Source organism: Nakamurella alba (assembly GCF_009707545.1).
Lineage (GTDB): Bacteria > Actinomycetota > Actinomycetes > Mycobacteriales > Nakamurellaceae > Nakamurella > Nakamurella alba.
Genome location: NZ_WLYK01000009.1, coordinates 220953 through 246877 on the forward strand (window position 1 = coordinate 220953; position 25925 = coordinate 246877).

A 25925-nucleotide genomic window follows, 5' to 3' on the forward strand; every position below is an offset into this window, starting at 1 on the left:
TCACACCGGCCGCGACTGCTTGGCGAGCACCGCCGGGATGTCCGGCGGCCGGTAGTCCGGGCCCTTGAGCACCTTGCCGTCGGCCCGCCGGACCGGCCGGCCGTCGGCGCCGAGCTTGGTCATGTTGGAGGCGTGCACCTCGTCGATCACCGCGTCCAGGTCGATCCCGTAGGTGTGCGCGGTGCCGTACACGACGTAGACGATGTCGGCCAGTGCGTCCGCCACCCCGACGAGGTCACCGGCCTCCGCGGCCTCCCGCAGCTCGCCGACCTCCTCCTCGACCAGGGCGAGGCGGAGCCGCCGTTCCTCGTCCGACACCCCTGTCACCGGGAGGTCGCGGACCGGCAGACCGAAGGCACGGTGGAACTCGGCCACCTGGGCGGCCGCACCGTGCCCTCCGGTCCTCGTCATGCGATCAGCCGCGCTTCTGATCAGGCCGCTGCTGATCAGGCACAGTCCACGCAGACCAGGCGGTCACCGCTCTGCGACTCCAGCCGGCTGCGGTGCTGCACCAGGAAGCACACCGAGCAGGTGAACTCGTCGGCCTGCTTCGGGATGACCTTGACGGTCAGTTCCTCGCCGGACAGGTCGGCGCCCGGCAGTTCGAAGGACTCGGCGGTGTCGCCCTCGTCCACATCCACGACGGAGGATTGCGCCTCGTTCCGTCGTGCCTTCAGTTCCTCGAGTGAATCCTCGGCCGTCTCGTCGCTTTCCGTGCGTCGTGGGGCGTCGTAATCGGTCGCCATGTCCCGTCCTGTTCCTCTGTGTCCAACCGCGTCTTCGTTGCCGTCGCCGTGTCGTTCCCGCCCGTGGCTGCTACCGGACCTGCCGGGTGATGCGACTGCGGCGCCGGAACAACGCCGGGGCGGGCGATTTTGTGCCCGGATCCGCGGCCCGATCCGAGCGCTTCGATGTCTGTTGCGTCATACCCTCGGCGATACCTGTGAAGCCGGTCCGGGCCCCGGTCCCGATGGGTGATCGGGACCCGATGTGCGGTACGGCCGCCGCAGGGTAGCCGATGCGCGGCCGGCGCGCTCCGGGGGTCCCCGGACGACACGCGGCAGGGTGAACGCGGGCCGGGCCGGGCACATTCCCGTGCCATCCCTGTGCCATCCCCGTGCCTGACACCGACCTGACCACCGTTCCCTCTACCCTGGGTGATCCCAGCGCACGCCACAGCCAGGAGGACTCCCCACGGTGAGCACCGACACCGCCCCCGAGCGGTACCACCGGCGACGCCGTTGGCCGATCCTCACCGTCGTCGTGGTGCTGCTGGCCGGTACCGGCTTCATCTGGTTCCAGGTGCTCAAGCCCGGGCCCGCCGCCGCCACCGGCTGCAACCAGCCCGGGCCGGCACCGAGCACGACCAGTCAGACCTCCCGCTCGGCGACCTCCAGCCGGGCCGCCTCCTCCAGCCGGTCGACGGGCACCGCGGCGAGCACGCCACGCACCTCCGCCCCCGGCTCGAGCCGCTCCGGCAGTGCCTCCGGCAGCGCGTCCGGGACCGCCACCACCGCGTCGGTCTCCACGACGCTCGGCAGCTTCCTGGCCGCGTCCGCACTGCGCGACACCCGGCCGGCCAACCCCGAGCAGATCGCCCTCCAGGTGTTCAACGCCAGCACCACCCGCGGCCTGGCCCGCACCGTGACCACCGAACTGCAGGCCGCCGGGTTCAGCTCGATCAAGGCCGGCGCCAACGACGTGCTCTATCCCGCGGGCGATCTCGTCTGCAGTTCGGAGATCCGGTTCGGCCCCGCCGGGCTGGCGCAGGCCCGCACGGTGCTGATCGTGGCGCCGTGCGCACAGCTGGTCCAGGACGACCGGTTCGACGCCTCCGTCGACCTGGCCCTCGGCGCCCGGTACGTCTCCACCCCGGTCACCGACGAGATGAAGGCGCAGCTGCAGGCGCTGATCGACGCCGCCGCCCCGCCGCCGGTGATCGAGGGCCAGACCGCCGCCGCGCGGCCGCTGGCCTCCATCCCGCCGCTGCCGGAGGTCGACTGCTCCGCGCCGCCGACCCGGGCGGGCACCAGCAGCACGAGCAGCACCGTGTCGTCCACCCCGGACGTATCGGGGTCGGAGAGCTCGTCGGGTCAGGAGAGCGCTGAGGGCTCCGAGGGCTCTGTGAGCACCGAGCCGCCGGCGCTGAGCGACACCTCGGTGCTGGGCACCGGCTGACGGTTCTGCACCGACGGTTCTGCCCGCCGCGGGCACCCTGCGAAGCCCCTCGCTACGATCGCCGCACAGCGCACCCGGCCCCCGGCCGCGGCGCGGGCACATCGTCGAGGGAGATCGCCGTGACCAGTCAGCTCGCCGGGACCGCATTCGGGATCGACATCGGCGGCACCGGGATCAAGGGCGGGATCGTCGATCTGGCCACCGGTGACCTGGTCGGCGAGCGCTTCCGGATCGACACCCCGCAGCCGGCCACCCCGGACGCCGTCACCGACACCGCGGCGGAGGTGGCGAACCACTTCGGGTGGACCGGCCCGATCGGCGTGGACTTCCCTGGTGTGGTGCAGAACGGTGTCGTGCACACCGCCGCCAACGTCGACAAGTCGTGGATCGGTACCAGCCTGGTGGACACCCTCTCCGCCAAGGTGCCCGGCCAGGTCACCGCGCTCAACGACGCCGATGCCGCCGGTCTGGCCGAGGTGCGCTACGGCGCCGGCGTCGGCCAGAACGGCCTGGTCATCATGGTCACCTTCGGTACCGGCATCGGGATCGCGCTGATCTCCGGCGGCAAGCTGGTGCCCAACGCCGAGCTCGGCCACATCGAGCTCAACGGGCACGACGCCGAGACCAAGGCGGCGGCCTCGGCCCGCGAGCGGGACGGGCTGACCTGGGAGCACTGGACCAAGCGGGCGTCGAAGTACCTGGTCGCGCTGGAGAACCTGCTCTGGCCGGACCTGTTCATCCTGGGCGGCGGGATCTCGAAGAAGCCGGAAAAGTGGGTGCCGGGCCTGAAGACCCGCACCCCGCTGGTGGTCGCCAAGCTGATCAACAACGCCGGCATCGTCGGCTCCGCGCTGGCCGCGCACGAAGCGGCCTCCTGAAGTCCTTCCCGGCGTCACCCGGTGCGCCCGTCCGGTCACGATCGCGCGGCGGAAATGTGTTCCGGCCTGCCCGGAAAGCCTCGTCCGGTCGTGGTCCGGGCCGATCCGCCGTTACACTGGAACGGTCCTCGAGCGGGTCGCCCCCGATGACCAGGGCCCCCAGGCCCCGCAGCCGCCGCAGCACCGCGGGGGCGGACCTCTTCCGACGCCAGGCGTGAAAGGGCATCTGTTGGCACGCGCAGCAGCTTCAACCAGTCGGACCCGGGCCGCGGTCACCGCCGCCGCCCCCGACTCCACCCCCACCGACGCGGCCACCGGCCAGCGGGTCGCGAAGGGTGCCCGGGCCAAGAAGGCCCTGACCCCGGTCGACGGGGAGTCGCCCGACCTGGAGGCCGGCGAGCCCGGCGACCTCGAGGGCGAACCGGACGAGTCGCTGGAGGTCGAGGTGGCCGACGAGGCCGCCGACACCGCCGACACGTCCCCGGCCGCTGACGCCGCCGAGACGGACGACGACGACGGCGACGAGACCGAGGAGTCCCCGAAGGCCGCCACCACCACCGCGGGCGGCACGGCCGCCAAGGGCACCGGCAAGGACGGCCAGTCCGAGGAGTTCTCCTGGGACGACGAGGAGGAGTCCGAGGCCCTCAAGCAGGCCCGCAAGGACGCCGAGCTCACGGCCTCCGCGGACTCGGTCCGCGCCTACCTGAAGCAGATCGGCAAGGTCGCCCTGCTGAACGCCGAGGAGGAGGTCGACCTCGCCAAGCGGATCGAGGCCGGGCTGTACTCGGTCGAGCGGCTGCGGCAGATCTCCGAGTCCGCCGAGAAGCTGCCGACGCAGATGCGCCGCGACCTCAACTGGGTCCGCCGGGACGGCGAGCGCGCCAAGAACCACCTGCTGGAGGCCAACCTCCGGCTCGTCGTCTCGCTGGCCAAGCGCTACACCGGCCGCGGCATGGCGTTCCTGGACCTGATCCAGGAGGGCAACCTCGGCCTCATCCGTGCCGTCGAGAAGTTCGACTACACCAAGGGCTACAAGTTCTCCACCTACGCGACGTGGTGGATCCGGCAGGCGATCACCCGCGCCATGGCCGACCAGGCCCGCACCATCCGCATCCCGGTGCACATGGTCGAGGTCATCAACAAGCTCGGCCGCATCCAGCGCGAGCTGCTCCAGGACCTGGGCCGCGAGCCCACGCCGGAGGAGCTGGCCAAGGAGATGGACATCACCCCGGACAAGGTGCTGGAGATCCAGCAGTACGCCCGGGAGCCCATCTCGCTGGACCAGACCATCGGCGACGAGGGCGATTCGCAGCTCGGCGACTTCATCGAGGACTCCGAGGCCGTGGTGGCCGTGGACGCCGTGTCCTTCACCCTGCTGCAGGACCAGCTGCAGGCCGTGCTGCAGACGCTGTCCGAGCGGGAGGCCGGCGTGGTCCGGCTGCGCTTCGGCCTGACCGACGGCCAGCCGCGCACGCTGGACGAGATCGGCCAGGTCTACGGGGTCACCCGCGAGCGGATCCGGCAGATCGAGTCCAAGACGATGTCGAAGCTGCGCCACCCGTCGCGTTCGCAGGTGCTGCGCGACTACCTCGAGTAGGTCCCTGTTCCGACCACCGGGCCCGTTCCGCCACGTGCGGGGCGGGCCCGGAGTCGTCTGCGGGCGCCCTCAGAGCCAGCTGCCGTCCCGGGGCGGGGCGAGCGGCCGGCGTGGGACCTCCTTCTGCACCCGGACCGCCACGATCGCGCTGCCGCGCACCACGATGCCGCTCCCGGTCATCGTCTCGTGCATGCCGTCGGGTTCGTCGCGGGCGATCCGGATCCAGGTGTTGGCGATCGCACTGGCCTCCGCCCGGGTGGCGATCTCCTGCCCGACGAACGCCCGGCCGCCGCTGCAGAGTTCGATCCATACCTCGTGGGTCACGCTCGTCGCCATGCCGATGATGCTGCCATCCCACCGCCGGGTCGAGTGCCGCGCCGCCGGCCGCCGAGGATCGCGCAGCGTGTCGGCGAGGGCGCAACGGCCTCACCCGAATCCGCGCCGGGGCGTGCGGTCCGCGAACCGGCCCGGTGGGCGGTCTGTCCTGTTCGCGAAGAGTGTTGCGGTGGTTGAGGTTTCAAGGTCGATCGCGCATCACCGGGTTGTGCGCATCAGTGAGTGACGCAGAAGCATCGTCATCGCCCGATCAGACTCCGGCCGCCTCCCCCGATTGCTCCAACAGCATGCCAAGAGTAATTGGGAGACTACTGGACGTAGTTTCGATCCACCCGTATGCTCGGCGTGGCTTACGGCGACGAGCGCGTCGCTGTGCGTCATCGCCCGTCCGGGTGAGCAGAGGTCGGCACACCGACCAGAGCGCGAGAGGAACCACCATGAAGTCGTTCGCCTGCGGGGACGTCGTGCCCGGGTGCGAGGCACGCTGGGTCTGTTCGTCCGAGGACGAGGTGCTCAGCCAGGTCGCCCAGCACGCCGGTGCGGCCCACGGCCTCACCGAGATCCCCGACCACCTGGTCGCCGCGGTCCGCACCGCGATCGTGACAGTCGCCGTCTGACATGTCCTCCCCGGACTGGTCGACACTGCTCGACGAAGCCTGCCGCGGCCGCGGCCTGCGCTCGGTGTACCAGCCGATCGTGGATGTGGCGCGCGGCCGGGTGACCGGCTACGAGTCGCTCACCCGCTTCGACGCGGCGCCGGCCGATCCGGCGGCGTGGTTCGCGGCGGCGCGCAGGCTCGGCCGTGAGGCGGAGCTGGAGGCCGCGACGCTGCGGTCCGCGCTCGCCGGGCGGCGCGACCTGCCGGGGAACTGCTTCCTCTCGCTCAACGTGGCCCCGACGGCGCTGTCGCGGACGGAGGTCCAGGAGGTCTGGGCCGAGCAGGGCGACCTGCGAGGGGTGGTCGTCGAGCTCACCGAGCAGACCCAGATCGATTCCTACGCCAGGCTCGAACCGGAACTGGCGAGCCTGCGGGCGCGCGGCGCACTGATCGCCATCGACGACGCCGGGGCCGGGTACGCCGGCCTGAACCACCTGGTCATGTTGCGGCCGGAGATCATCAAGCTGGACCGCGGCCTGGTCGCCGACCTCGACCTCGACGAGACCAAACGTGCACTGGTCGAGATGATCGGCACCTTCGCCAGCCGGATGGACGCCTGGCTGCTGGCCGAGGGCATCGAGCGCGCGGGCGAACTGGATGCGCTGATCCAACTCGGGGTGCCGCTGGCCCAGGGGTACTACCTCGCGCGGCCCGCCGGTCCGTGGGCGGACCTGGAGCCCTCGGCCGTCGGGCAGTTGGTCTCCCGGGGACGGCGCGACCACGGCCCCACAATCGGCCCGCTGCTCCAGCACGCGCCCGCGGTCTACTCCGTCGCCGCGGCGCGGGCCGAGTTCGACCGGCACGGGGTGGAGGTGGTCGTGCTGCTGGACGACATGCACCGCCCGGCCGGCATGCTCACGCCGGACACCGCCGTGGTCGGCATGGTCAGCCCGGCGATGCGGATGGGCGTCGACACGCCGATCGCGACGGCCGCGCTACGCATGCTGGGCCGCGACCGTTCGCAGCGCTTCCAGCCGGCGCCCTGCACCGACGAGTCCGGACGGTACCTCGGCGTCGTGCACATGGAACGCCTGGTGCATGCCCTCGCCCTTGCGGGCACCCCGATCGAGGAGCCCGCGGCCCGCATCGAGAACCGTTCGGAGGAAACACCTTTCGCCGTCTGATGCCGGCGGAGGTCCCTACTCCCCGACATCCCCGGCGGACGACGGGCCGCCGAGCAACGCGGGCAGCGGCGCGGCATCCGCACCCAGCACGTGCTCGGCCAGGAAGTCGAGCACGACCCGGTACCAGAGGGTGGCGTGCTGCGGGGTGAGCACCCAGTGGTTCTCCGACGGGAAGTACAGGAACCGGTGCGGGCTGCGCCCGTCCTCCCCCGCCGGCAACCCCGACCGGGACAGCAGCTCGTACCAGAGGCGCAGCCCCTGCCCGATCGGCACCCGGTAGTCCTTGTCGCCGTGCACCACCAGCATCGGCGTGCGGATCTCCGACACCGACAGGTGCGGTGAGTTCGCCGTGGCCATCTCCGGGCTCATCTCACGGACCCAGTACCCGGCCACGTCGGTGGTGGTGCCGAAGTCGTCCAGCGCCCACAGGCTGGCGTGGGTGACGATCGCGTCGAACCGGTCCGTGTGTCCGGCCACCCAGTTCGCCATGTACCCGCCGAAGGACCCGCCCATCGCCGCCGTCCGGGTCTCGTCGATGTCCTCGCGGGCCTCCACAGCGTCGGTGATCGCCAGCAGGTCGGTGTACGGCGCGGCACCCCAGGCGCCCCACCCGCGCTGCACGAAGGCCTGCCCGTATCCGGTGGACAGCGCCGGGTCCGGCAGCAGCACCGCGTACCCCTGGGCGACCATCAGCCACGGGTTCCAGCGCCAGGACCAGGCGTTCCAGGAGCCCAGCGGACCGCCGTGGATCCACAGCAGCAGCGGCACCGGTGATCCCGGCCCGGCGTCGTGCGGCAGCGCCAGCCAGCCGCGCACCGGAGTTCCGTCGGACGCGGTGGCCCGGATGTCCTCGAGCCGGCCGGGCAGCTCCGGCCGCGGGGCCGGGGCCGGCAGTTCCTGCACCCGGCCGGCGTCGCTGCCGGTCAGCGGGATCCGCACCGGGTGGGCCGGGGCGGCGTAGCTCGCCCGCATCGCGTACAGCACGTCACCGTCCGGCGCCGGCCGCAGTTCGGAGAAGGCAGCGTCCTCCGCCGGGTCGGTGAGCCGCTCCGGCGCCGCGCCGTCCAGCGGCATCCGGAACACCGGGGCCCGCCCGTCGTCGTCGGCCACCACCAGCAGGCCGGAGGAGTCGGGCAGCCAGGCGGCCTCGGACGGCCAGCGGTCCCAGTCGCCCCCGAGCAGCACCGGCTCGCCGCCGGTCGCATCGACCACCCGCAGCTCCAGCACCGGCGCCTCGCGCGGCGTGGTCAGCGTCTCCCGGACGTACACCACGCGAGTGCCGTCCGGCGAGATGCGCGGTGACCACGCCTCGGCCCCGGGATCGTCGACCAGCACCTGCTCGGTGCCGGCGGGGACCTCGATGCGGACCAGCTGCGCCCGGCGCTCGGCCTTCGCCCCGTACACCTGCCGCGAGGTGACCAGGAAGCTGCCGTCGGCGGCCAGATCGGCGTCCGTCTCCTGCAGGCCGGCGCCGGGTGCCGGGGTCAGGTCGGTCCACTCCGGCCGCTCCGTCGCGCGACCCGCGACCTCGTCCCCGGCGGCCGGGACCTCGGTGACCAGCAGGTGCGGCTGGTCGGGCCCGAGGTCGTGGTCCCAGTACCGGACCGGGTAGCCGTCGTGCAGGATCGCCGACACCCCGGCGTCCTTGCGGGCCTTGCGCAGGTCGTCGTCGGTGGTCAGGTCGGCACCGGGCAGCAGCGACGCGGTGACCAGCAGGGTGTCCGCGGACCGGGCCGGCCGCAGCGCACCGAACCCGCCGCGCCGCCGGGCGATCGCCCGCGGCTCGCCACCGGCGGCCGGCAGCAGCCACAGCGGAACGGCGTCCCCGTCGGCGTTCTCGTCCTCCGGATCGACCCGTTTCGCGGTGAACAGCAGGTCGCCGGAGGCGGTGAAGGCGGCCCCGGTCTCCCCGGTGCTGCCGCGGGTGAGCCGGTGGGCCGGCGCCGCCCCGGCCGGGTCGACCTCCCACAGCGCGGACGAGTACCGCGTCCCCTTCAGGTCCGGGGTGGCCACCGCCACCACCAGCCTGCTGCCGTCCGGCGAGAGGGTGAGCCCGGACATCCGGGGCAGGGCGACGTAGTCGGCGAGGTCGGCGAACGGGGTCCCGGGGTGCTCGGTCACCCGCACGGTTTACCACGGACGCCCGACGGGCGGGTGTTGTTCCCGGGCGGGAGTCCACAGCCGTTCGGGCAGACTGGCCCGATGCGCGCACTGGGTCGAGGGGCCACCACCGTGATCACCGCCGGCGACCACACCGTCCGGGTGGACGGCGCCGCACCGGGCTCGGTCGACCTGCTGGTGCTGCAGCTGGGGGCGGCCGAGAAGGTGCGCAGCGACGACGATCTCGTGTTCTTCAACCAGCCCGCCTCGCCGGAGGGAGCGGTGCGGCTGACCGCCGGCGACGCCGTGTCGGTGCAGCTCGGGGCGGTGCCTGCGGACGTGGGCCGGCTGGCGGTCGCGGTGGCCTCCGCCGATGCCGGTGCCCCGGACCTGGCCGCGGTCCCGGGTCTCGCCGCCCGCATCGACGGACCGGACGGGGAACTGCTGGCCACCGCGGAGGGACTCACCTCCGAGCGGGCCGCGGTGCTCGTCGAGCTCTACCGGCACGGCGGCGGGTGGAAGCTGCGCAACGTCTCGGCCGGCTGGACCGAGGGCCTGGCGGCGCTGGTCGGCCACCACGGCGTGGGTGTCGAGGACCCTGCCGGCCCGGTCGCCGACCCCGCGCCGGTGCCGGTGCCCGCCGGTCCTGTTGCGGGGGCGTTCTCGCTGGTGAAGGGCGGGAAGGTGTCGATCGCGAAGTCGCCGCTGATCACCGCGGCGATCAGCTGGCCACCGGCCACCGACTACGACGTCTACGCGCTGGTCCGCTACCGGGACGGGCACTGCGAGACCGTGTCGCAGTTCGGCACGATGACCGAGGACGGCGAGCCGGACGGTCTCCCGTTCTCGACGGTCACCGCCGACGGCGCGGTCCGGCACACCGGGGACGTCGGGCGCTCCCCCGGTGCGGCCGCGACGCCGGCGAAGAAGAAGTGGGGCCGCAAGGCCGCCGAGCCGCCGCCGCCGGAGCAACCGGTCACCCCGGCCCGGGAGACCATCGAGATCCGGCTGCACCCGGAGGTGGTCGCGGTGCTGCCGGTGGCGTACTCGGCGCAGTCCAACGGGTCCGGGTCGTTCTTCGAGTACCGGGTCTCGATGTCCATCGACAACGGCGCCGGATCGACGGTCGAGGTGAGCGCCGCCCACGGGAACAAGGATCCGTACGTCTACACCTGCGTGCCCGGGATCATCGTCAACTCCCCCGACGGGGTGCTGGTCGAGGCCCTGGAGCTGTACTCGGCGCAGGGCTCCGAGCACCGTCCGCTGCTGGCGGCGGACCTATCCGTGCAGATGGACGCCGGGCCGGTCAACGCCTTCAAGTGACGTCCGGTCGGGCCTACCGCCAGCCGATGACCAGCGCCACCGTGGGTACGGCGAGCAGCAGGGCGGCGAGCAGGTAGACCAGGGCGGCCGATGGGGTGCGGGTCCCGGCCGGCTGCCGGAGCCGCTCCACCCGACCGGCCACCGCGCGTCCGGCGACGGCGGGGGTGATCGCGCCGCCGGCCCCCTGCTGCGGTACCCCGGCCAGCGCCACCTTGGCCAGCGCCCGGGTGAGCGCCGGCGCGGAGGTCTGCCGGACGGCCCAGTCGTCGGCCAGCATCTCGGTCAGCTCGGCCACCGACGCCGCCGCCTGCCGGACGCCGGGCAGCCAGCCGAGCACCGTCGACCAGGCCTGGAACGGCAGCACCAGCAGATCGTGCCGGGACCGCACGTGCGCGCGCTCGTGGGCGACGACCGCGGCCAGCTCGTCCGGGTCCAGCAGGTCGACGAGGCCGGCGGTGAGCACCACCCGCGAGTGCCAGCCCGGCAGCGTGTAGGCGACCGGCCCGGCGTGGTCCAGGATCCGGACCCCGGCCAGCACGTCGCCGCCCCGGGCGGTGCCCCCCTCCCCGGCGCCGGGTTGCTCACCCGTCAGCAGGTCCAGCAACATCCGGTGCGCCCGCCGCCGGCGCTGGGCCAGCACCAGGCTGCGCAGCAGGGTGCCGAACAGGACCACCGCGACCGCGGTGGCCAGGGTGCCGGCCATGATCCCGCGGCCCGTCATCCCGGCCAGCGGGCGGCCGTCGAGGGCGTCGAGACCGAACTGCCAGACCCCGGTGACGATGTTGTGGCCCAACCGCTCCACGGCGATCACGAAGCCGGCGCCGACCAGCGAGAGCCCGGCGGCCAGGCAGACGGACTGGAACAGGACCAGGGCGGCCCGGGGTGCGGACCTGGTCCACCGGGCCCGGGCGAGCAGCCAGGAGACCGGGCCCGCCAGGATCACCGACGCGACCGCGAGCAGCAGGGCCAGCACGGGGGCGGCCACGGCGCGACGCGCCTACCGCTCGCCCAGTGCGCGGCGCAGCGCTTCGATGTCCTCGGGTGTGACGGAACCGACGAACCGGGCGAGCGCGTCGTCCCGGTCGCCGGCGGTGTCGAGCACCTGCCGCATCAGATCGGCGGTGTGCTCCTCACGGCCGGACACCGCCTCGTAGGTGTGCGCCCGCCCGTCCCGCGCGCGGCGCACCACTCCCTTGCTCTCCAACCGTGACAACACGGTGAGAACCGTTGTGACAGCGAGGTCCCGGCCCACCAGGGCCTCGGTGACCGCGCGTGCGGTCATCGGCCCGGCGGTGTCCCACAGGACGTCCACAACAGCACGTTCCAGCTCTCCACGGCCGACCACGCGTGCTCACCTCCACTGTTCGATCTCATTCTACTTCACGTAGAACTTCTACAAGTTGTCGAATATGATCGGAACATGTCCACCACCACCGCAGTGCCCGCGGGCCTGACCCCGCGGGAGGACCAGATCCTCGAGCTCGTCGGCGACGGCCTGACGAACCGGGAGATCGGCGCACGTCTCGGCATCGCCGAGAAGACCGTGAAGAACACCATGACCATGGTGTTGGCCAAGCTCGGCATGCACCGGCGGTCGCAGGCCGCGGTGTGGGTGACCGTCCGCCGGGTCACCCAGGGCCGGCCGGTGCCGTTGGCGGGCTGACCGCCGTCCGATCCCTTGCGGCCGCGCACCTTCCGGGTGCGCGGCCGCTGCTGTTCCGGGCCCGGCGCTCCGGGTCAGCCCGTGGGGACCGGGTGCACCATGCGGCCGTGGTCCAGGTGCAGCACCCGGTCGACGAGTTCCCCGTCCTCCGGCCGGTGCGAGACCAGCAGCACCGCGCGCCGCGGACCGCCGTCCAGGAGCACGCCGGTGACCGCATCCGCGGTGGCCCGGTCCAGGTGCGCGGTCGGCTCGTCGGCCAGCAGGAGCGGCCGGTCCGCCAGCAGCGCGCGGGCGACCGACAACCGTTGCCGCTCACCGCCGCTCACCGCGGCCCCGTGCTCACCGACCATTGTCGCCGCACCGGCCGGCAGGCCGTCGATCCACCCGGCCAGTCCGGCGCCGTCCAGCGCACGCCGGACCTCGTCGTCGCCCGCGGTGGGACGGGCGAGCCGGACGTTCTCCAGCACCGAGGTGTCGAACAGGTGGGCCTGTTGCTCGCACCAGCCGAAGAGGGTCCGCCACTGCTCCGGGTCGATGTCCGCGGCATCGTGGCCGTCGACGGTCATCCGGCCGGCGGTGATCTGCAGGAAGCCGAGCAGCACGGCGATCAGCGTGGACTTGCCGGACCCGGACTCCCCGGTGACCAACACCCGCTCCCCCGGCCGCAGCACGAGATCGATGCCGGAGACCGCGTCCCGGTCCGCGCCGGGCCAGCGGGCCGCCACCCCGGCCAGCTCGATCACCGGACCGTCCGGCCGGCTCTCCGGCAGGTCCCCGGTGGGCAACTCCGCGGCGGCCGCCTCACCGGCCTCCAGCACCTCCCGCACCCGATCACCGGCGGCCGCGGTGCGCCGGGCCGCGGCGGCCGCGGTCCCCACCGCCTGCACGGTCTCGACCAGGGCGAGCGGGGTCAGCACCAGCACGGCGAGCAGGACGGGGGCCAGGTCGCCCGTGGTCACCGCGGCGGTGCCGGCGATCACGGACACGAGCACCGCGCCGCCCATCGCCAGCACGGCGATCCCGGCGGACAGGCCCGCCGACCGTGCCGAGGCCCGTTGCGCACCAACGGCGTCGCGCTCGATCCGGTCGAGATCGGCGATCCGGTCGTCGTACTCACCACGCAGCACCAGGTCGGTCGTCTCCTCGAGCAGCAGTCCGACCCGCTCGGCCCGCTGCGACCGGGCCCGGACGACGGCCCGCTCGGCCCGGGCGGTGCGCCGGTCGTCGAGCAGCGGCACCAGCACCGCCGCCACCAGCAGGGCCACCGCCAGGCCGATCCCGGCGGTCGGCAGCAGGCTGCCGAGCAACAGCACCGCCGCCGCCCCGACCACCGCCGCACCGGCCACCGGCAGCCAGACCCGCAGGAACCGGTCCCCGATGTCGTCCACGTCGGACACCAGGCGGGACAACAGGTCTCCGCGCCGCCACAGCGGCAGACCGGTCGGCGCCAGGTCGGCGAGCCCGGCCACCAGCCGCTGCCGGAGCCGGGCGAGCAGCCGGAAGGCGACGTCGTGGGACACCAGTCGCTCCAGGTACCGCAGGACGCCACGGCCGATGCCGAACGCCCGCACCCCGACCACCGCCACCATCAGGTACAGCACCGGCGGGTGCTGGGCGGCCCGGGAGATCAGCCAGGCGGACACCGCCATCAGCGCGACCGCGCAGGCGGAGGCGAGCGCGCCGAGGACGACCGCGAGCACCCAGCGGGCCCGATGGCCCTGCAGCAGCGGCCGACCGGTCACCACGGGGTCACCGCCAGGGCCTCGCGGCGAGCGGTGGGACCGCCGGGGTCCGGCGCGGTCAGGTGCACCAGGTGGTCGGCCCGGCGGACCGGGGCGGACCGGTGGCTGACCAGCACCACGGTGCGGCTCGCCAGCGCGTCGAGAAGACCGTCCAGCACGGCGTCCTCGGTGCCCGGGTCCAGCGCCGCGGTGGGCTCGTCGAGCAGCACCACGCCGCCGGCCGGCGCGTGCAGCAGCGTCCGGGCGAGGCAGAGTCGTTGCCGCTGGCCCTGACTCAGCCCGGCGCCACCGTCTCCGAGCACGGTGTCCACACCGTCGGGCAGGTCGTCGACGAACCCCGTGGCCCGGACCGCGACCAGTGCCCGCCGCACCTCGGACACGGGAATGCCGACCCCACCGAGGTTGTCACTGATGCTGCCGGCGGACAGCACAGGACGCTGCCCGCAGAAGGAGAACCGGGTGCGCCGCAGCTCCGGCGCCAGGTCGGCGACCGGGACGTCGGCCCGCCCGCCGGTGACCAGCACCGTGCCGCCGTCGGCGGGCAGCACCCCGGAGAGCACCTGCAGCAGCGTCGTCTTGCCGACCCCGCTGTCGCCGGTGACCACGGTGAGCCGACCGGCCGGCAGGTCCAGGTCCCACGGGCCGACCCGGCCACGCCCGGTACCGACGGTCACACCACGCAACCGGAAACCCGGTGCACCCTCGCCGATGTCGGTCCTGGTACCGGTCCGCGGGACCGGCGTGTCCAGCACCGCGAGCACCTCGCCGACCGCGGCGGCGCCGTCGGCCGCGGCGTGGAACTGGGTGCCGAGCCGGCGCAGCGGCAGGTAGACCTCCGGCGCCAGGATCAGCACCACCAGTCCGGTGGCCAGGTCGATGCCCCCGGAGACCATCCGCAGGCCGACCGTCACTGCGATCAGCGCCACCGACAGGGTGGACAGCAACTCCAGCACCAGGGACGACAGGAAGGCGATCCGCAGCGTGCCCATGGTGGAGCGGCGGTGTCGTTCGGTCACCGCCCGCACGGCGTCCGCCTGGGCCCGGGCCCGGCCGAACACCTTCAGCGTCGGCAGCCCGGCCAGCACGTCGGTGAAGTGGCCGCCGAGGCGGGCGAGCGTGCGCCACTTCCGCCGGGTCGCGCGGTCGGTGTACCAGCCGACCATCGCCATGAACACCGGCACCAGCGGGACGGTCAGCGCCGCGATCAGACCGCTGATCGGGTCGGCGACGAACAGCACCACGACGGTGCCGACCGGCACCATCGCGGCGAGCACCAGCTGCGGCACGTACCGCGCGAAGTAGTCGTGCAGGGCATCGATCCCGGTGGTGACCAGGGTGGCCAGCGACCCGCCGTGCCGGCCGGAGCGCCAGCGCGGGCCGAGCCGGCCGGCGTGCACCAGCACCTCCCCGCGCAGCGACGTGGTCACCGCCAGCGCGCTGCGCCGGGCCAGCTCCTCCTCGGCCCAGGCCAGCCCCGCGCGCAGCACGATGACCAGCCCGAGGACGACGACGGAGGCGGTCACATCGGCGAGCACCGCGCCGGACACCACCACGGCGGCAAGGATCCGGGCCAGCAGCACCGCCTGCACCACCACCGCCGCCGCGGTCGCGACGCCGAGCACCACGGCCAGCACCAGCAGCCGGCGCATGCCGGCCGCCCGGCGGACCAGCCGCGGGTCGAGAGGTCCGGCCATCAGCGGGATCCCGGTGGACCGGCCGGCACCGCGGGCGGGGTGTGCGCCGGGATCATCTTCACCGAGATGCGCTTGCGGAACACCCAGTAGCTCCAGGCCTGGTACCCCACGACGAACGGGACCAGGAACAACGACACCCAGCTCATCACCTCCAGCGTGTACGGCCCGGACGCCGCGGTGGTCAGCGTGAGCGAGAACGCCGGGTCCAGGGAGGAGGGCATCACGGCCGGGTGCAGCGCGGCGAACCAGCCGGACACCAGACCCAGGACCGACACCGCCGTGCTGACGAACGCCCAGCCGTCCCGGCTGCGGCGGGTCGCGAGCCCGGCCGCCACCAGGCCGAGCACCGCGACCACGCCGAGGACCAGGGCGAGCACCGAGGTGCGTTGGAACTGCTGCCATGTCACCGTCAGCAGCACGACGACCAGGGCCGCCGGCGCGAGTTGCTGCACGGCCCGGCGGGCCCGGTCCCGGACCTCGCCGGCGGACTTGAGCGCCAGGAAGACCGCGCCGTGGGTGAGGAACAGCAGCAGCGTGCACAGCCCGGTCAGCAGCGCGAACGGCTGGAGCAGGTCACCGAGGCCGCCGACGTACTCACCGGAGGCGTCGATCGGCACACCGGCCACCAGATTGCCGAACACCACGCCGAACAGCGCCGCCAGCAGCCAGGAGGTGCCGGTGATCGCGACATCCCAGCGGGCGCGCCAGGTGTCGGTGCTGCCCTTGCCGCGGTACTCGAAGGCGACGCCGCGCACGATCAGGCAGACCAGCAGCAGGAGCATCGGCAGGTAGAAGCCGGAGAACATCGTCGCGTACCAATCGGGGAAGGCCGCGAAGGTGGCGCCGGCCGCGGTGAGCAGCCACACCTCGTTGCCGTCCCAGACCGGACCGATGGTGTTGATCAGCACCCGGCGGCCGCGCTCGTCCCGGCCGACCACCGGCAGCAGCGCGCCGACGCCGAAGTCGAAGCCCTCCAGCACGAAGAACCCGATCCACAGCACGGCGATGACCACGAACCACAACTCGTTGAGCCACATGGGATCTCAGGACCTCCTAGTAGGCGAACGCCAGCGGGCGCTCGTCCTCGTCGTCGTCGGCGCGGTCCGGTGTGGTGTCGCGGTCATCAGGGTCGGAGCCGTCGTCACCGTTGTCGGTGTCGTTCCAGCGGTCCCGCAGCGGCCGGCGCTGCACCGAGGCCAGCGCCTCCTCCTCGGTCGGCGGACCGGCCTTGGCGTACTTGAGCAGCAACCGGATCTCGACGACCGCGAGCAGTCCGTAGAGCAGGGTGAAGACGATCAGCGAGGTGAGCACCTCCCCCGCGGACACCGACGGCGACACCGAGTCCTCGGTCTTGAAGAGGCCGACCACCGTCCAGGGCTGGCGGCCCATCTCGGTGAAGATCCAGCCGGCGGAGTTGGCGACGAACGGCCCGGCGACGGCGAGCATGGCCAGCCGCCAGACCCAGCGCTGCCGCGGCAGTCTGCCCTTGCGGGTCAGCCAGAGCCCGACCACCGACACCGCGAGCAGCAGGAACCCGGCGCCCATCATCAGCCGGAAGGTCCAGTACGTCACCCAGACCACCGGGCGGTAGTCCCCGGCGCCGTAGAGCGCCTCGTACTCGGCCTGCACGTCGTTGATGCCCTCGACCTCGCCGTCGAAGCTGCCGGTGGCCATGAAGGACAGCACGCCGGGCACCCGGATCGACCACACCTCGTGCCGGCCGTCGAGGGTGCCGATGGTGATCAGCGAGAAGGACGCCGGGGCGGAGGTGTTGTACTGCGCTTCGGCGGCCGCCATCTTCATCGGCTGCACCTCGGTCATCGTCTTGGCGAGCAGGTCGCCGGAGACCACCATGCCGATGGAGCCGATCAGCAGGCCGATCAGACCCAGCCGCAGCGAGGGCCGGAACACCCCGGCCTCCCGGCCGCGGGCCAGGTGGTAGGCGGAGAAGCCGACCAGCAGCACCGCGCCGGTGACCACGCAGCCGACGATCACGTGCGCGAAGGTGCGCAGCTGCAGCGGCTGGAACAGCACCGCCCAGATGTCGGTGAGCCGGGCCCGGCCGGTCTCCGGATCGAGCTCGTAACCGACCGGGTGCTGCATGAAGGTGTTGGCGGCCAGGATGAAGTAGGCCGAGGCGGCGGTGCCGACGGAGACCAGCCACATGCAGGCCACGTGCAGCCGCGGGGACAGCTTGTCCCAGCCGAAGATCCACAGACCGAGGAACGTGGATTCGATGAAGAAGGCCAGCAGCGCCTCCATCGCCAGTGGCGCCCCGAAGACGTCACCGACGAACCGGGAGTAGTCCGACCAGTTCATCCCGAACTGGAACTCCTGGACGATCCCGGTCACCACGCCGATGGCGAAGTTGATCAGGAAGAGCTTGCCCCAGAACTTCGCCGCCCGCAGGTACACGGTCGACCGGGTCCGTACCCAGGCCGTCTCCAGGATCGCGATGAACAGCGCCATCCCGATCGTCATCGGGACGAACAGGAAGTGGTAGACGGTGGTGATCCCGAACTGCCACCGGGCCAGGTCCAGCGCTTCCATCTCGCATCCGCCTTCGCACCGCTGGCCGGCGTGACTCGCCGGCCGACGTACCGATCGTCGGCCCGGCGGCAAGGTCCGCAGAAGGGCACAAGGTCCCGGCCGGACACGTGACGACGGGCACGTGAACGGCCGCACAAGAACTTGTGATCTCTTCGTCACGTTCGCCGACGGCGAATTACGTCGATCCGACGCAGGGCAATGGCACGATGGAGAGGTCCCCCACGGAGGGTGCTCGCCGGACACGACGAGTGACCGGCCGACCGGGCGGGCACCGAGGCCGTGACGAAGTCGGAGGATGCAGGATCACATCGAATTTTCCGCTCGATGTGGAACATCCATCCCCCCTGCGGCGTCGGATTGTGTGTAGGAGTTGCCGCCCCGGGTCGCCGAGGCGGCCGATGGATGGGAGGACGATGTGACCGGAGCCTTGGCCAGTCCCACTGAACTGACCGCCGCCGATCGCTGTGACCGTTGTGGAGCCGCGGCAGTGGTGCGGGCGATCCTCCCGAAGGGCGGTGAGCTGCTCTTCTGCGGCCACCACGCCCGCGAACACTCGGAACGTCTCGAGGAGCTCGCCGCCGTGCTGCACGACTCGCGCGCGACGAACTGATCCGAGACCGTCGCCGCGCCTGGTGCCGACGACGGACAGAAGCACCCGCACAGGGGCGGACCGCATCGCGGTCCGCCCCTGTGCCGTTCACGGGCCGTCCGGGATCGTGAACGCCGGCGGTGCGCCACGCCGGTCGGGCACGCCCGAAACCGGCCCGGAACGCGGGCCGGTGCGCGATGATGGCGGTAGCGGTGCGCGCCGATCGGTGGCGCACGAGCGGGACCGGCGAGGAGCAAGGCACGTGACCAGCGGACCGGCGACGGGACTGCGCCCGGTCGTCGTCCCCGTTCCGCGGCCCGATGTACTCGGTTCCCTCTTCGTGGTGCTCGGCGGCGTCATGGGCCTGCTGCAACTGGCGCTCTCCTGGACCTACGTGGTCGCCGGGGTCGGCCTGCCCGGCAGCGCCACGGCCCCGAACGGCTGGGGCATCTACATCACCATGCGGGCCGGCAGCACGGTCTCCGCCTCCTGGGCCATCGGCGGCTACGCGGTGATCGGCGTCGGGATCGCCGGTGCGGCGCTGGTGCTGCTGGGCCTCGCGATGCTGGCACCGCTGGACCACCGCCCGTTCGGGCTGGCCGGCCTGGTGCTGTCGCTCGCCGCGATGGGCGCCGCCGGCTGGTGGTTGGCCCGCTCGGCCCAGCTGATGGGGCAGAACCTGTCGGCCCTGTTCGCCAACGCCGGCCCCGGTTGGTACCTCTTCCTCATCGGCGGGGCGATCGCGCTGGTGGGTTCGGTGAAAGCCCTGGCCTCCGGCTGAGCCGTGAGGCAGGGTGGGGACATGGCAGCGAAGCAGGTCAAGAAGACCAGGCGAACCTTCCCGGGCATCTCCTCACGGGCCTGGGAGCACCCTGCGGACCGCGCCGCGCTGGTCACCCTGCGCAGCCTGAGCGGCGTGGACACGGTGCTGCGCAAGCTCGCCGGCCTGCTCCGCGAGCGCCAGTACCGGCTGCTCTACCTGGCCTCCGCGATCCGGGTGGACCGCCGTCAGTTCTCCGAGATCGACGACCTCTACCTGGGCGCGCTGCACGTGCTCGACTCCCCGCGCCGGCCGGAGCTGTACCTGCGCCAGGACCCGGTGCCGCAGGCGATGACGCTGGGCATCGACGAGCCGTTCATCGTGCTGAGCACCGGCATGGTGGACCTGATGGACGCCGACGAGCTGCGGTTCGTGCTGGGCCACGAGATCGGGCACGCGCTGTCCGGGCACGGTGTCTACCGCACCGTGCTCACCGTGCTGATGCAGCTGGCCGACTCCTTCGGGGCGCTGCCGGCCGGCCGGCTCGGCCTGCAGTCGATGATCGCCGCGCTCAACGAGTGGTCCCGCAAGTCCGAGCTGTCCGCCGACCGGGCCGGTCTGCTGGCCTCGCAGGACGAGGTGGTGGCGCTGCGGGTGATGATGAAGCTGGCCGGCGGCCCGGAGCTGGCGAAGATGGACACCGACGCCTTCCTGGAGCAGGCCGCGGAGTACGAGTCCACCGGCGACCTGCGGGACGGCGTGCTCAAGCTGATCAACCTGCTGCCGCAGACCCATCCGTTCTCGGTGCCGCGGGCCGCTGCGCTGCGCGCCTGGGTCGCCTCCGGCGAGTACGGCACGATCCTCGGCGGCGACTACCCGAAGCGTGAGGACGACGGCTCGGCCAGGATCGGCGAGCAGTTCACCGCGGCCGCGAAGTCCTACAAGGAGCGGTTCGAGGCATCCACCGACCCGCTGTTCACCACCCTGCGCTCCGTCGGCCAGGACCTCGGCGGCGCGGCGGGTGCCGCCGGCCGCGGGTTCGCCGACATGGTCTCCGGGCTGTTCGGGCGCGGCGAGCAGGCGGGCTCCGGATCGGGTGGGTCCGCCGACGGTGGTGAGACGCCGGATCCCGGCAAGAACTGAGCAGCGCGGACCGGATCAGGAAGTCGGGCCGAAGCGCTCGACCCTGATCTGCTGCACGTCCATGCCCAGGTCGGCCAGCAGCACCGAGGCGGTCTCGGCGAAACCGGCGGAGCCGCAGACGAACCCGCGCTCGGCGCCGGTCAGCAGCCCGGCCAGGTCCGCGGCGGCCAGCCGTCCGGCGGGCCGGCCGTCGTGGTCCTCCCGGGACAGCACGAGATGCGCACCGGCGGCCCGGAACTCGTCCGCGTAGGGCAGGTCGGCCAGCGTGCGGGCGCCGGTGACCAGGGTCAGGGCGTCGGTCCGGCCGACGTCCCGGGCATGGCGGAGCATCGAGACCAGCGGCACCACACCCGATCCCGCGCCGATGGCGACCGCCTGCCGCTCCCCCGTCCAGACGAACCAGCCACCGATGGGGCCGCGCACCTCGAGTTCGTCGCCCGGCTCCACCACCTCGTCGAGGAACCCGGACACCTCGCCGTCCGGCAGCACCTCGACGAACAGCTCCAGCAGCGGGTCGGACGGGGCGGAGGCGATCGAGTACGACCGGGTCGCGGTGTAGCCGTCGGGGGCGGTCAGCCGCAGTACGTAGTGCTGCCCGGGCAGGTGGTCCACCCGGTCCGGCACGTCCAGCCGGAGCCGGACGCCGTGCGCCGTCGGGTGGTCGATCCCGGCCACCGTGGCCGTCCGCCAGCCGCCCACCGGGGCGAGCACGGCCGGTACCGCGGGTCCGTCGGTGCTGTGGGGATCGTCGGTGCCGGCGGGAAGGTCAGTCACCGGAGTAGCGCTCCTCGGTCCACGGATCGCCGTGGTCGTGATACCCGTTGCGCTCCCAGAAACCTCGCTCGTCGTGATCCAGCAGGGTGAGCCGGGTGATCCACTTCGCGCTCTTCCAGAAGTACAGGTGCGGGACCAGCAGCCGGATCGGACCGCCGTGCTCGGTGGGCAGCGGCTTGTCCTCGTGGGTCCAGACCAGCCACGCCTTGCCGCCGCGGATGTCGTCCAGCGGCAGGTTGGTGGTGTAGCCGGTGGTGGACGTGGCGAGCACGTGGGTCGCGGTGGGCAGCACCCCGCTCGCGGCGAACAACTCGTCCACCGACACACCGCCGAACCAGGTGTCGAGCTTGGACCAGGTGGTCACGCAGTGGATGTCGCCCCGGTAGGTGGACGGGGTCAGCGAGCGGATCTCGTTCCAGGTCCAGGTGATCGGGTTGGCGACCAGGCCGTCGACGGTCATCGTCCAGCGGTCCAGGTTGATCCGCGGGGTGACCTCGGCGGTCAGCACCGGGAAGTCCCGGCCGACGTCGTACTGCCCGGGCGGGAGCCGTGGGTCGGTGCGCCGCCGCCCGGTGAACCCGCGGGTGATCGCCATCTGCCGTCTCCTCGCTGCCGCAGTGGTGTGCTGCCGTTGATCTTGCCCAACCACGGTCGCGCGAACCAGACCCGTCGGATCCGCGCAGCCGCGGCCCGGGTCAGGCTCGGCTCAGGCCTTCGCGTCGGCGGTGCGGCTGACCTCGTCCCAGTCCTTCCAGTGCTGCACCCGGCGCTCGTAGGCCGGCAGCACCAGGTCCACGGCGGCGCTCGAGAGCAGCAGCCGGGTCGGCGGTTCCGCGGCGTCGACGGCGGCGAACAGTGCCTCCACGGTGTCCTCGGCGGTCGGTCGGGCGGCGCCCGCACGGACGGCGTTCCGGGCGTCGCGGACCTCCTGGTACTCGGGCAGCGCGGTGGAGTGCTTCGACGAGTCGCCGGCCCAGTCGGTGGCGAACCCGGCGGGCTCGATCAGCGTGGTCCGGATGCCGAACGGCGCCACCTCGGCGGCGAGCGCCTCGGTGAAGCCCTCCAACGCCCACTTGGAGGCGTGGTAGGCGCCGAGCCCGGCGAAGGCGAGCACCCCGCCGATGCTGGAGACCTGCACGATGTGCCCTCCACCCTGTGCGCGCAGCAGCGGAACCGCCGCCTGGGTGATCCACAACGCGCCGAACACGTTGGTCTCCAACTGGTCCCGGACGTCCTGCTCGGACAGCTCCTCGATCATGCCGAAGTGGCCGTAGCCGGCGTTGTTGACCACCACGTCCAGCCGGCCGAAGTGCGCGTGCGCCTGCTGCACGGCGGCGATGTCGGCGTCGCGGTCGGTCACGTCCAGGGCGATCGGCAGGATCGCGTCGCCGAACTCGTCGACCAGGTCGGCCAGGGAGGTGGTGTCCCGCGCGGTGGCGGCGACGCGGTCGCCGCGCTCCAGGGCGGCCCTCGTCCAGGCCCGGCCGAAACCGCGGGAGGTGCCGGTGATGAACCAGATCTTGTTCTCTGCCATGCCGCCGACGCTACGCCCCGAGCGGAGGGTGCCTCCGGAAAACGATGCCGGATTCGCTCAGAGCAGACCGAGCAGGTGGTCCCGCCGCCGCTCGAGCAGCTCGGCGGAGGCCGCCGCGGACGGTGGGCCGGGCACCTCGCGGCGGATCCGGCCGTGCACCTTGGCATGCGGCTCGCCCGTGCGGGCCGCGACCCGGGAGACCAGCTGGTTGACCTCGCGCCGCAGCTCGGAGGTCAACCGCCACTGACCGAGCTGCGGGGTGTCCTCCTCGGCGGGCGCCTCGTCCTGGATCCGGCGGCTGGAGGCGGCGGTGACCTTGCGGCGCAGTTCGGAGTCCCGCCGGGACAGCAGCGCGGCCGTCTGCTCCGGGGTGAGCAGGCCGGGCAGACCGAGGTAGGCCTCCTCGTCGCCGGAGAACTCCGGCAGGTCCGCGGATGTCGGCTCGTGGGTGACCGCCCGGCCGCTGTGCAGCACGTGCGCGAAGGAGGCCTCGGACTCCAGTCCCTCGAACTGCCCGAGCTCGTCGGCCTCGTCCTTCTCCCCCGGCAGCAGGTCCAGCGGATCCTGCAGCTCCGGGTCGTCGGCCGGTGCCTTCGGCGGCGGCGAGATCACGAAGTTGCGGTCGGTCTCCATCTCGGCGGCCAGGGTGAGCAGCGGGCGCACCGCCGGCAGGAACACGGTGGCGGCTTCGTGCGCGCCACGGGCGCGGACCACACGCCCGACGGCCTGGGCGAAGAACAGCGGTGTGCGGTAGCTGGTCATCCAGGCCAGGCAGGCCGCGCGCGGCACGTCGACGCCCTCGGAGATCATCCGGACGCAGACCGCGATCCGCTCCCGGGACTCCCGGAACTCCTCGATCTTCTTCGAGGCCTTCGGGTCGTCGGACAGGATCAGCACCGGCTTCTCGCCGGTCAGGTTGCGCACCACGTCGGCGTAGGCGCGGGCGTCGTCCTGGTCGGAGGCGAGCACCAGGCCGGCGGCGTCCGGCATGCCGGTGTGTCGGAGGTGGGTGATCCGCTCGTCCATCGCGGCGATGACGTGCGGCACCCAGCCGCCACGGGGATCCAGCGCGGTCTTCCAGGCGGCCGCCTCCACCGACTTCGTGCCGGCGTCGGTGAGCGAGGCGGCGATCACCTCGCCGGCCGAGTTCCGCCAGCGGGAGACTCCGGTGTACGCGGCGAACACCACCGGGCGCACCACCCGGTCGGAAAGGGCCTCCCGGTAGCCGTAGGTGTAGTCGGCGAGCGAGCGCAGCAGATCGCCGTCCTGCTCGTAACCGACGAACGGGATCCGCTCGTCGGCCCGGGTGCGGAACGGGGTGCCGGTGAGGCTGAGCCGCCGGTGCACGTCGGCGAACGCCTCGGACACCGCCTCGCCCCAGCTCAGACCGTCGCCGGCGTGGTGGATCTCGTCCAGCACGACCAGCGTCTTGCGCCGGCCGCAGCGGGCGGCGTGGATGGCCGGGCGCTGGGCGACCTGGGCGTAGGTGGTCACGTAGCCGTGCGCGCCGTCGCGCACCGGCCCCTGGGCGTTGGTCATCGTCGGGTCGAGCACCAGTCCGAACGCGGCGGCCGCGTCGGCCCACTGGGTGCGCAGGTGGTCGGTCGGGCAGACCACGACGACCCGGTCCACCACCCGGCCGGCCAGCAGCCGCAGGGCGACGGTGAGCGCGAAAGTGGTCTTGCCGGCGCCCGGGGTCGCGGTGACCAGGAAGTCCCGCCGGCCGGCGTCCTCGTAGGCGGCGACGGCGGCCCGCTGCCACGGCCGGAGCCGGGCCGGGTCGGGCGGCGAGGGCCGCAGGGCAGCCCCGGCGGAGGCGATCGTCACGACCGTTCCCCCCTCGCGCCTAGCCCGTCACATGACCACCCCCGGCCGCTGCGGTGCACGCGGATCCGGGGGGCGGCGTCCACGGTACAACCGGGGACCGACGGATCCGGACCTCCCGCAGGTCGCGTCGGCGCGCTGCGGAAAGTGTCACAAGTTGGCAATGGCCGGTGGTGTCCGCCCCCGAACGGCGGCCCGGCTTGGCACCCTGGTGGGGTGAGTGGTGCCACCGACCAGCCGCGCCCGGCGATCGCCGCACCCCCGACGGCGCCGGGGCCCGGCCTGCCGACCGTGGTGTCCAACGGTGTCGCGTCCAACGGCGCGGTGTCCAACGGCGCAGTGACCGGACAGGCGAACGGCGTGGTGACTCCGCCGGCCGATCCGGGTTCCGGTTCCGGCGACTCCTCGGCCACGGTGATCATCGACCGGCCGTCCGTCGAACCCGGACCGCTCTCCCGCACCTACCCCTGGCACCGGGCCGGCACCGGCCCGATCCCGGTGCTCGGCCAGCCGCTGCAGCACCGGTGGCGCAAGGTCTGGGGCCGGACGTTCTCCAAGGCCTGGGGCGACTCGCTCTTCGGCATGAGCTCGCAGGCGGCGTTCTGGTGCGCGCTGTCCACCGCGCCGCTGCTGCTGGCGCTGCTCGGTCTCGTCGGCTTCGTGGCGCCGTTGTTCGGCGACCAGACCATCGGCGCCATCCGGGAGCAGGTCGACGTCTTCCTCCGTTCGATCTTCAACGAGGAGGTCGCCGACAACCTGATCGGCAACACGGTCGACGTCATCCTGAACAACGGGCAGACGGACGTGGTGTCGATCGGCCTGATCATCAGCCTGTGGGCCGGTAGTTCGGCGATGTCGGCGTTCGTCGAGTCGATCACCATCGCCTACTGCCAGCACGAGGTGCGGCACCCGGTGGTGGAGCGGTTCTTCGCCCTCGGCCTCTACCTGATCGCCCTGGTCGCCGGGATCTTCGTGCTGCCGCTGCTCGCGGTCGGCCCGGACTACCTGCCGCGGCTGTTCCCGCCGTCCTGGCAGGCGAACGTCGAGACCGTCGTCATCATCGCCTACTACCCGGCACTGGCCATCGGCCTGTTGCTGCTGCTGACCACCCTCTACAAGGTGGCCCCGAAGCACCGGCACTCCTGGAAGCGCGGGATCCCGGGCGCGCTGCTGGCCGCGGTCGTCTTCTTCGTCGCCTCGATCGGCCTGCGCCTCTACCTGGCCTACGTGTACGAGCACGGCCTGACCTACGGGGCGCTGGCCACGCCGATCACGTTCCTGCTCTTCTACTACTTCATCTCGATGGCGATCATCATCGGCGCGCAGTTCAACAACGCGCTGCTGGAGTACTACCCCCCGCGCCGGTCCCGCCGGGAGATGCGCAAGTGGCAGCGCTTCGACCCGAAGCGCGCCGCGGCCTGAGGTCCACCGGGCCCGGCAGGCCCGGGATGACGAGGG

Annotated in this window: 25 protein-coding genes; 11 read left to right on the forward strand and 14 right to left on the reverse strand. The window is 72.7% G+C overall.

The genetic code is table 11. The features are described from left to right. Both GIS00_RS21135 and GIS00_RS21140 read right to left on the reverse strand, forming a co-directional pair. Entirely contained in the window at window positions 1–411 is a 411-nt protein-coding gene (locus GIS00_RS21135) for a pyrophosphohydrolase domain-containing protein (RefSeq protein ID WP_154770424.1), read from the reverse strand. Window positions 412–446: 35 nt separating this feature from the next. Further along, window positions 447–746, reverse strand: a complete 300-nt coding sequence (locus GIS00_RS21140) for a DUF4193 domain-containing protein (RefSeq protein WP_154770425.1) — start codon at window positions 744–746, stop codon at window positions 447–449. Window positions 747–1197: 451 nt separating this feature from the next. Between GIS00_RS21140 and GIS00_RS29120 the strand changes: the two genes are divergently transcribed. The 3 genes from GIS00_RS29120 to GIS00_RS21155 all read left to right on the forward strand — a co-directional run bounded on the left by GIS00_RS29120 (window position 1198) and on the right by GIS00_RS21155 (window position 4653). Continuing rightward, on the forward strand, window positions 1198–2178 hold the full coding sequence (locus tag GIS00_RS29120; protein WP_154770426.1) for a LytR C-terminal domain-containing protein: 981 nt from the start codon (window positions 1198–1200) through the stop codon (window positions 2176–2178). Window positions 2179–2291: 113 nt separating this feature from the next. Then, window positions 2292–3056, forward strand: a complete 765-nt coding sequence (gene ppgK, locus GIS00_RS21150; RefSeq protein WP_407666902.1) for a polyphosphate--glucose phosphotransferase — start codon at window positions 2292–2294, stop codon at window positions 3054–3056. A gap of 214 nt (window positions 3057–3270) precedes the next feature. Next, on the forward strand, window positions 3271–4653 hold the full coding sequence (locus GIS00_RS21155) for an RNA polymerase sigma factor (RefSeq protein WP_322098247.1): 1383 nt from the start codon (window positions 3271–3273) through the stop codon (window positions 4651–4653). A gap of 69 nt (window positions 4654–4722) precedes the next feature. Here the strand turns inward: GIS00_RS21155 and GIS00_RS21160 are convergent, their stop codons facing one another. Next, window positions 4723–4989, reverse strand: a complete 267-nt coding sequence (locus GIS00_RS21160; RefSeq protein ID WP_154770428.1) for a hypothetical protein — start codon at window positions 4987–4989, stop codon at window positions 4723–4725. Between the two features lie 437 nt (window positions 4990–5426). Between GIS00_RS21160 and GIS00_RS21165 the strand changes: the two genes are divergently transcribed. Continuing rightward, window positions 5427–5606: a DUF1059 domain-containing protein gene (locus GIS00_RS21165; protein ID WP_154770429.1), complete on the forward strand. Its 180-nt coding sequence runs from the start codon at window positions 5427–5429 to the stop codon at window positions 5604–5606. A 1-nt stretch (window position 5607) separates the two neighbouring features. After that, window positions 5608–6771, forward strand: coding sequence for an EAL domain-containing protein (locus GIS00_RS21170; RefSeq protein ID WP_154770430.1), 1164 nt, complete (start codon window positions 5608–5610; stop codon window positions 6769–6771). A 15-nt stretch (window positions 6772–6786) separates the two neighbouring features. On the opposite strand, the gene GIS00_RS29125 is transcribed toward GIS00_RS21170, so the two are convergent. After that, window positions 6787–8832 (reverse strand): S9 family peptidase, encoded by a 2046-nt coding sequence (locus GIS00_RS29125; protein ID WP_154770602.1) that lies wholly within the window; start codon window positions 8830–8832, stop codon window positions 6787–6789. Window positions 8833–8973: 141 nt separating this feature from the next. On the opposite strand from GIS00_RS29125, the gene GIS00_RS21180 reads away from it, so the two are divergent. Continuing rightward, window positions 8974–10194 (forward strand): TerD family protein, encoded by a 1221-nt coding sequence (locus GIS00_RS21180; protein WP_154770431.1) that lies wholly within the window; start codon window positions 8974–8976, stop codon window positions 10192–10194. 13 nt (window positions 10195–10207) lie between these two features. Here the strand turns inward: GIS00_RS21180 and GIS00_RS29130 are convergent, their stop codons facing one another. Both GIS00_RS29130 and GIS00_RS21190 read right to left on the reverse strand, forming a co-directional pair. Then, the gene (locus tag GIS00_RS29130; protein ID WP_154770432.1) at window positions 10208–11179 is read right to left on the reverse strand and encodes a M56 family metallopeptidase; all 972 of its coding nucleotides are present in this window, start codon (window positions 11177–11179) and stop codon (window positions 10208–10210) included. A 12-nt stretch (window positions 11180–11191) separates the two neighbouring features. Beyond that, window positions 11192–11539 (reverse strand): BlaI/MecI/CopY family transcriptional regulator, encoded by a 348-nt coding sequence (locus GIS00_RS21190; RefSeq protein WP_322098249.1) that lies wholly within the window; start codon window positions 11537–11539, stop codon window positions 11192–11194. Window positions 11540–11614: 75 nt separating this feature from the next. Between GIS00_RS21190 and GIS00_RS21195 the strand changes: the two genes are divergently transcribed. Beyond that, complete coding sequence (locus GIS00_RS21195) at window positions 11615–11857, forward strand: LuxR C-terminal-related transcriptional regulator (protein WP_154770433.1); 243 nt, start codon at window positions 11615–11617, stop codon at window positions 11855–11857. Window positions 11858–11931: 74 nt separating this feature from the next. Here the strand turns inward: GIS00_RS21195 and cydC are convergent, their stop codons facing one another. Genes cydC through GIS00_RS21215 form a run of 4 tightly spaced genes read right to left on the reverse strand, consistent with a single transcriptional unit; the run spans window position 11932 to window position 17843 of the window. After that, window positions 11932–13599: a thiol reductant ABC exporter subunit CydC gene (cydC, locus tag GIS00_RS21200; RefSeq protein ID WP_154770434.1), complete on the reverse strand. Its 1668-nt coding sequence runs from the start codon at window positions 13597–13599 to the stop codon at window positions 11932–11934. After that, window positions 13596–15293 carry a thiol reductant ABC exporter subunit CydD gene (gene cydD / locus GIS00_RS21205; protein ID WP_154770435.1) on the reverse strand — a complete coding sequence of 566 codons (1698 nt, stop codon included), beginning with the start codon at window positions 15291–15293 and terminating at the stop codon, window positions 13596–13598. The genes cydC and cydD overlap by 4 nt, the downstream gene beginning before the upstream one ends. Then, entirely contained in the window at window positions 15293–16330 is a 1038-nt protein-coding gene (cydB, locus tag GIS00_RS21210; protein ID WP_154770436.1) for a cytochrome d ubiquinol oxidase subunit II, read from the reverse strand. The genes cydD and cydB overlap by 1 nt, the downstream gene beginning before the upstream one ends. 16 nt (window positions 16331–16346) lie before the next feature. Continuing rightward, window positions 16347–17843: a cytochrome ubiquinol oxidase subunit I gene (locus GIS00_RS21215; protein WP_154770437.1), complete on the reverse strand. Its 1497-nt coding sequence runs from the start codon at window positions 17841–17843 to the stop codon at window positions 16347–16349. A 415-nt stretch (window positions 17844–18258) separates the two neighbouring features. On the opposite strand from GIS00_RS21215, the gene GIS00_RS29415 reads away from it, so the two are divergent. The 3 genes from GIS00_RS29415 (at window position 18259) to GIS00_RS21230 (ending at window position 20335) form a co-directional block, all read left to right on the forward strand. Beyond that, window positions 18259–18453 carry a DUF7455 domain-containing protein gene (locus GIS00_RS29415; RefSeq protein WP_407666896.1) on the forward strand — a complete coding sequence of 65 codons (195 nt, stop codon included), beginning with the start codon at window positions 18259–18261 and terminating at the stop codon, window positions 18451–18453. 241 nt (window positions 18454–18694) lie between these two features. After that, window positions 18695–19213 (forward strand): hypothetical protein, encoded by a 519-nt coding sequence (locus GIS00_RS21225; RefSeq protein ID WP_154770439.1) that lies wholly within the window; start codon window positions 18695–18697, stop codon window positions 19211–19213. A 21-nt stretch (window positions 19214–19234) separates the two neighbouring features. Further along, a complete protein-coding gene (locus GIS00_RS21230; protein ID WP_154770440.1) occupies window positions 19235–20335 on the forward strand; it encodes a M48 family metallopeptidase in 1101 nt (366 codons plus the stop codon). 15 nt (window positions 20336–20350) lie between these two features. Here the strand turns inward: GIS00_RS21230 and GIS00_RS21235 are convergent, their stop codons facing one another. The 4 genes from GIS00_RS21235 to GIS00_RS21250 all read right to left on the reverse strand — a co-directional run bounded on the left by GIS00_RS21235 (window position 20351) and on the right by GIS00_RS21250 (window position 24464). Beyond that, complete coding sequence (locus GIS00_RS21235; protein WP_322098250.1) at window positions 20351–21109, reverse strand: FAD-binding oxidoreductase; 759 nt, start codon at window positions 21107–21109, stop codon at window positions 20351–20353. After that, on the reverse strand, window positions 21102–21704 hold the full coding sequence (locus GIS00_RS21240) for a sulfite oxidase-like oxidoreductase (RefSeq protein ID WP_154770441.1): 603 nt from the start codon (window positions 21702–21704) through the stop codon (window positions 21102–21104). Before GIS00_RS21240 ends, GIS00_RS21235 begins: the two co-directional genes overlap by 8 nt. Before the next feature lie 111 nt (window positions 21705–21815). After that, window positions 21816–22643 (reverse strand): SDR family NAD(P)-dependent oxidoreductase, encoded by an 828-nt coding sequence (locus GIS00_RS21245; RefSeq protein ID WP_154770442.1) that lies wholly within the window; start codon window positions 22641–22643, stop codon window positions 21816–21818. Window positions 22644–22700: 57 nt separating this feature from the next. After that, the gene (locus GIS00_RS21250) at window positions 22701–24464 is read right to left on the reverse strand and encodes a DEAD/DEAH box helicase (RefSeq protein ID WP_407666903.1); all 1764 of its coding nucleotides are present in this window, start codon (window positions 24462–24464) and stop codon (window positions 22701–22703) included. A gap of 219 nt (window positions 24465–24683) precedes the next feature. Between GIS00_RS21250 and GIS00_RS21255 the strand changes: the two genes are divergently transcribed. Continuing rightward, window positions 24684–25889: a YihY/virulence factor BrkB family protein gene (locus tag GIS00_RS21255; RefSeq protein ID WP_322098252.1), complete on the forward strand. Its 1206-nt coding sequence runs from the start codon at window positions 24684–24686 to the stop codon at window positions 25887–25889. The last annotated feature ends 36 nt before the right edge of the window (window positions 25890–25925 follow it).

Excerpts from the sequence above, each read along its gene's own strand:
- GIS00_RS21135 (WP_154770424.1), bottom strand. The coding sequence starts at position 411 with ATGACGAGGACCGGAGGGCACGGTGCGGCCGCCCAGGTGGCCGAGTTC.
- GIS00_RS21140 (WP_154770425.1), bottom strand. The coding sequence starts at position 746 with ATGGCGACCGATTACGACGCCCCACGACGCACGGAAAGCGACGAGACG.
- GIS00_RS21160 (WP_154770428.1), bottom strand. The coding sequence starts at position 4,989 with ATGGCGACGAGCGTGACCCACGAGGTATGGATCGAACTCTGCAGCGGC.
- GIS00_RS21165 (WP_154770429.1), top strand. The coding sequence starts at position 5,427 with ATGAAGTCGTTCGCCTGCGGGGACGTCGTGCCCGGGTGCGAGGCACGC.
- GIS00_RS21170 (WP_154770430.1), top strand. The coding sequence starts at position 5,608 with ATGTCCTCCCCGGACTGGTCGACACTGCTCGACGAAGCCTGCCGCGGC.
- GIS00_RS29125 (WP_154770602.1), bottom strand. The coding sequence starts at position 8,832 with ATGTCCGGGCTCACCCTCTCGCCGGACGGCAGCAGGCTGGTGGTGGCG.
- GIS00_RS21180 (WP_154770431.1), top strand. The coding sequence starts at position 8,974 with ATGCGCGCACTGGGTCGAGGGGCCACCACCGTGATCACCGCCGGCGAC.
- GIS00_RS21195 (WP_154770433.1), top strand. The coding sequence starts at position 11,615 with ATGTCCACCACCACCGCAGTGCCCGCGGGCCTGACCCCGCGGGAGGAC.
- cydD (WP_154770435.1), bottom strand. The coding sequence starts at position 15,293 with ATGGCCGGACCTCTCGACCCGCGGCTGGTCCGCCGGGCGGCCGGCATG.
- cydB (WP_154770436.1), bottom strand. The coding sequence starts at position 16,330 with ATGTGGCTCAACGAGTTGTGGTTCGTGGTCATCGCCGTGCTGTGGATC.
- GIS00_RS21215 (WP_154770437.1), bottom strand. The coding sequence starts at position 17,843 with ATGGAAGCGCTGGACCTGGCCCGGTGGCAGTTCGGGATCACCACCGTC.
- GIS00_RS21230 (WP_154770440.1), top strand. The coding sequence starts at position 19,235 with ATGGCAGCGAAGCAGGTCAAGAAGACCAGGCGAACCTTCCCGGGCATC.
- GIS00_RS21240 (WP_154770441.1), bottom strand. The coding sequence starts at position 21,704 with ATGGCGATCACCCGCGGGTTCACCGGGCGGCGGCGCACCGACCCACGG.
- GIS00_RS21245 (WP_154770442.1), bottom strand. The coding sequence starts at position 22,643 with ATGGCAGAGAACAAGATCTGGTTCATCACCGGCACCTCCCGCGGTTTC.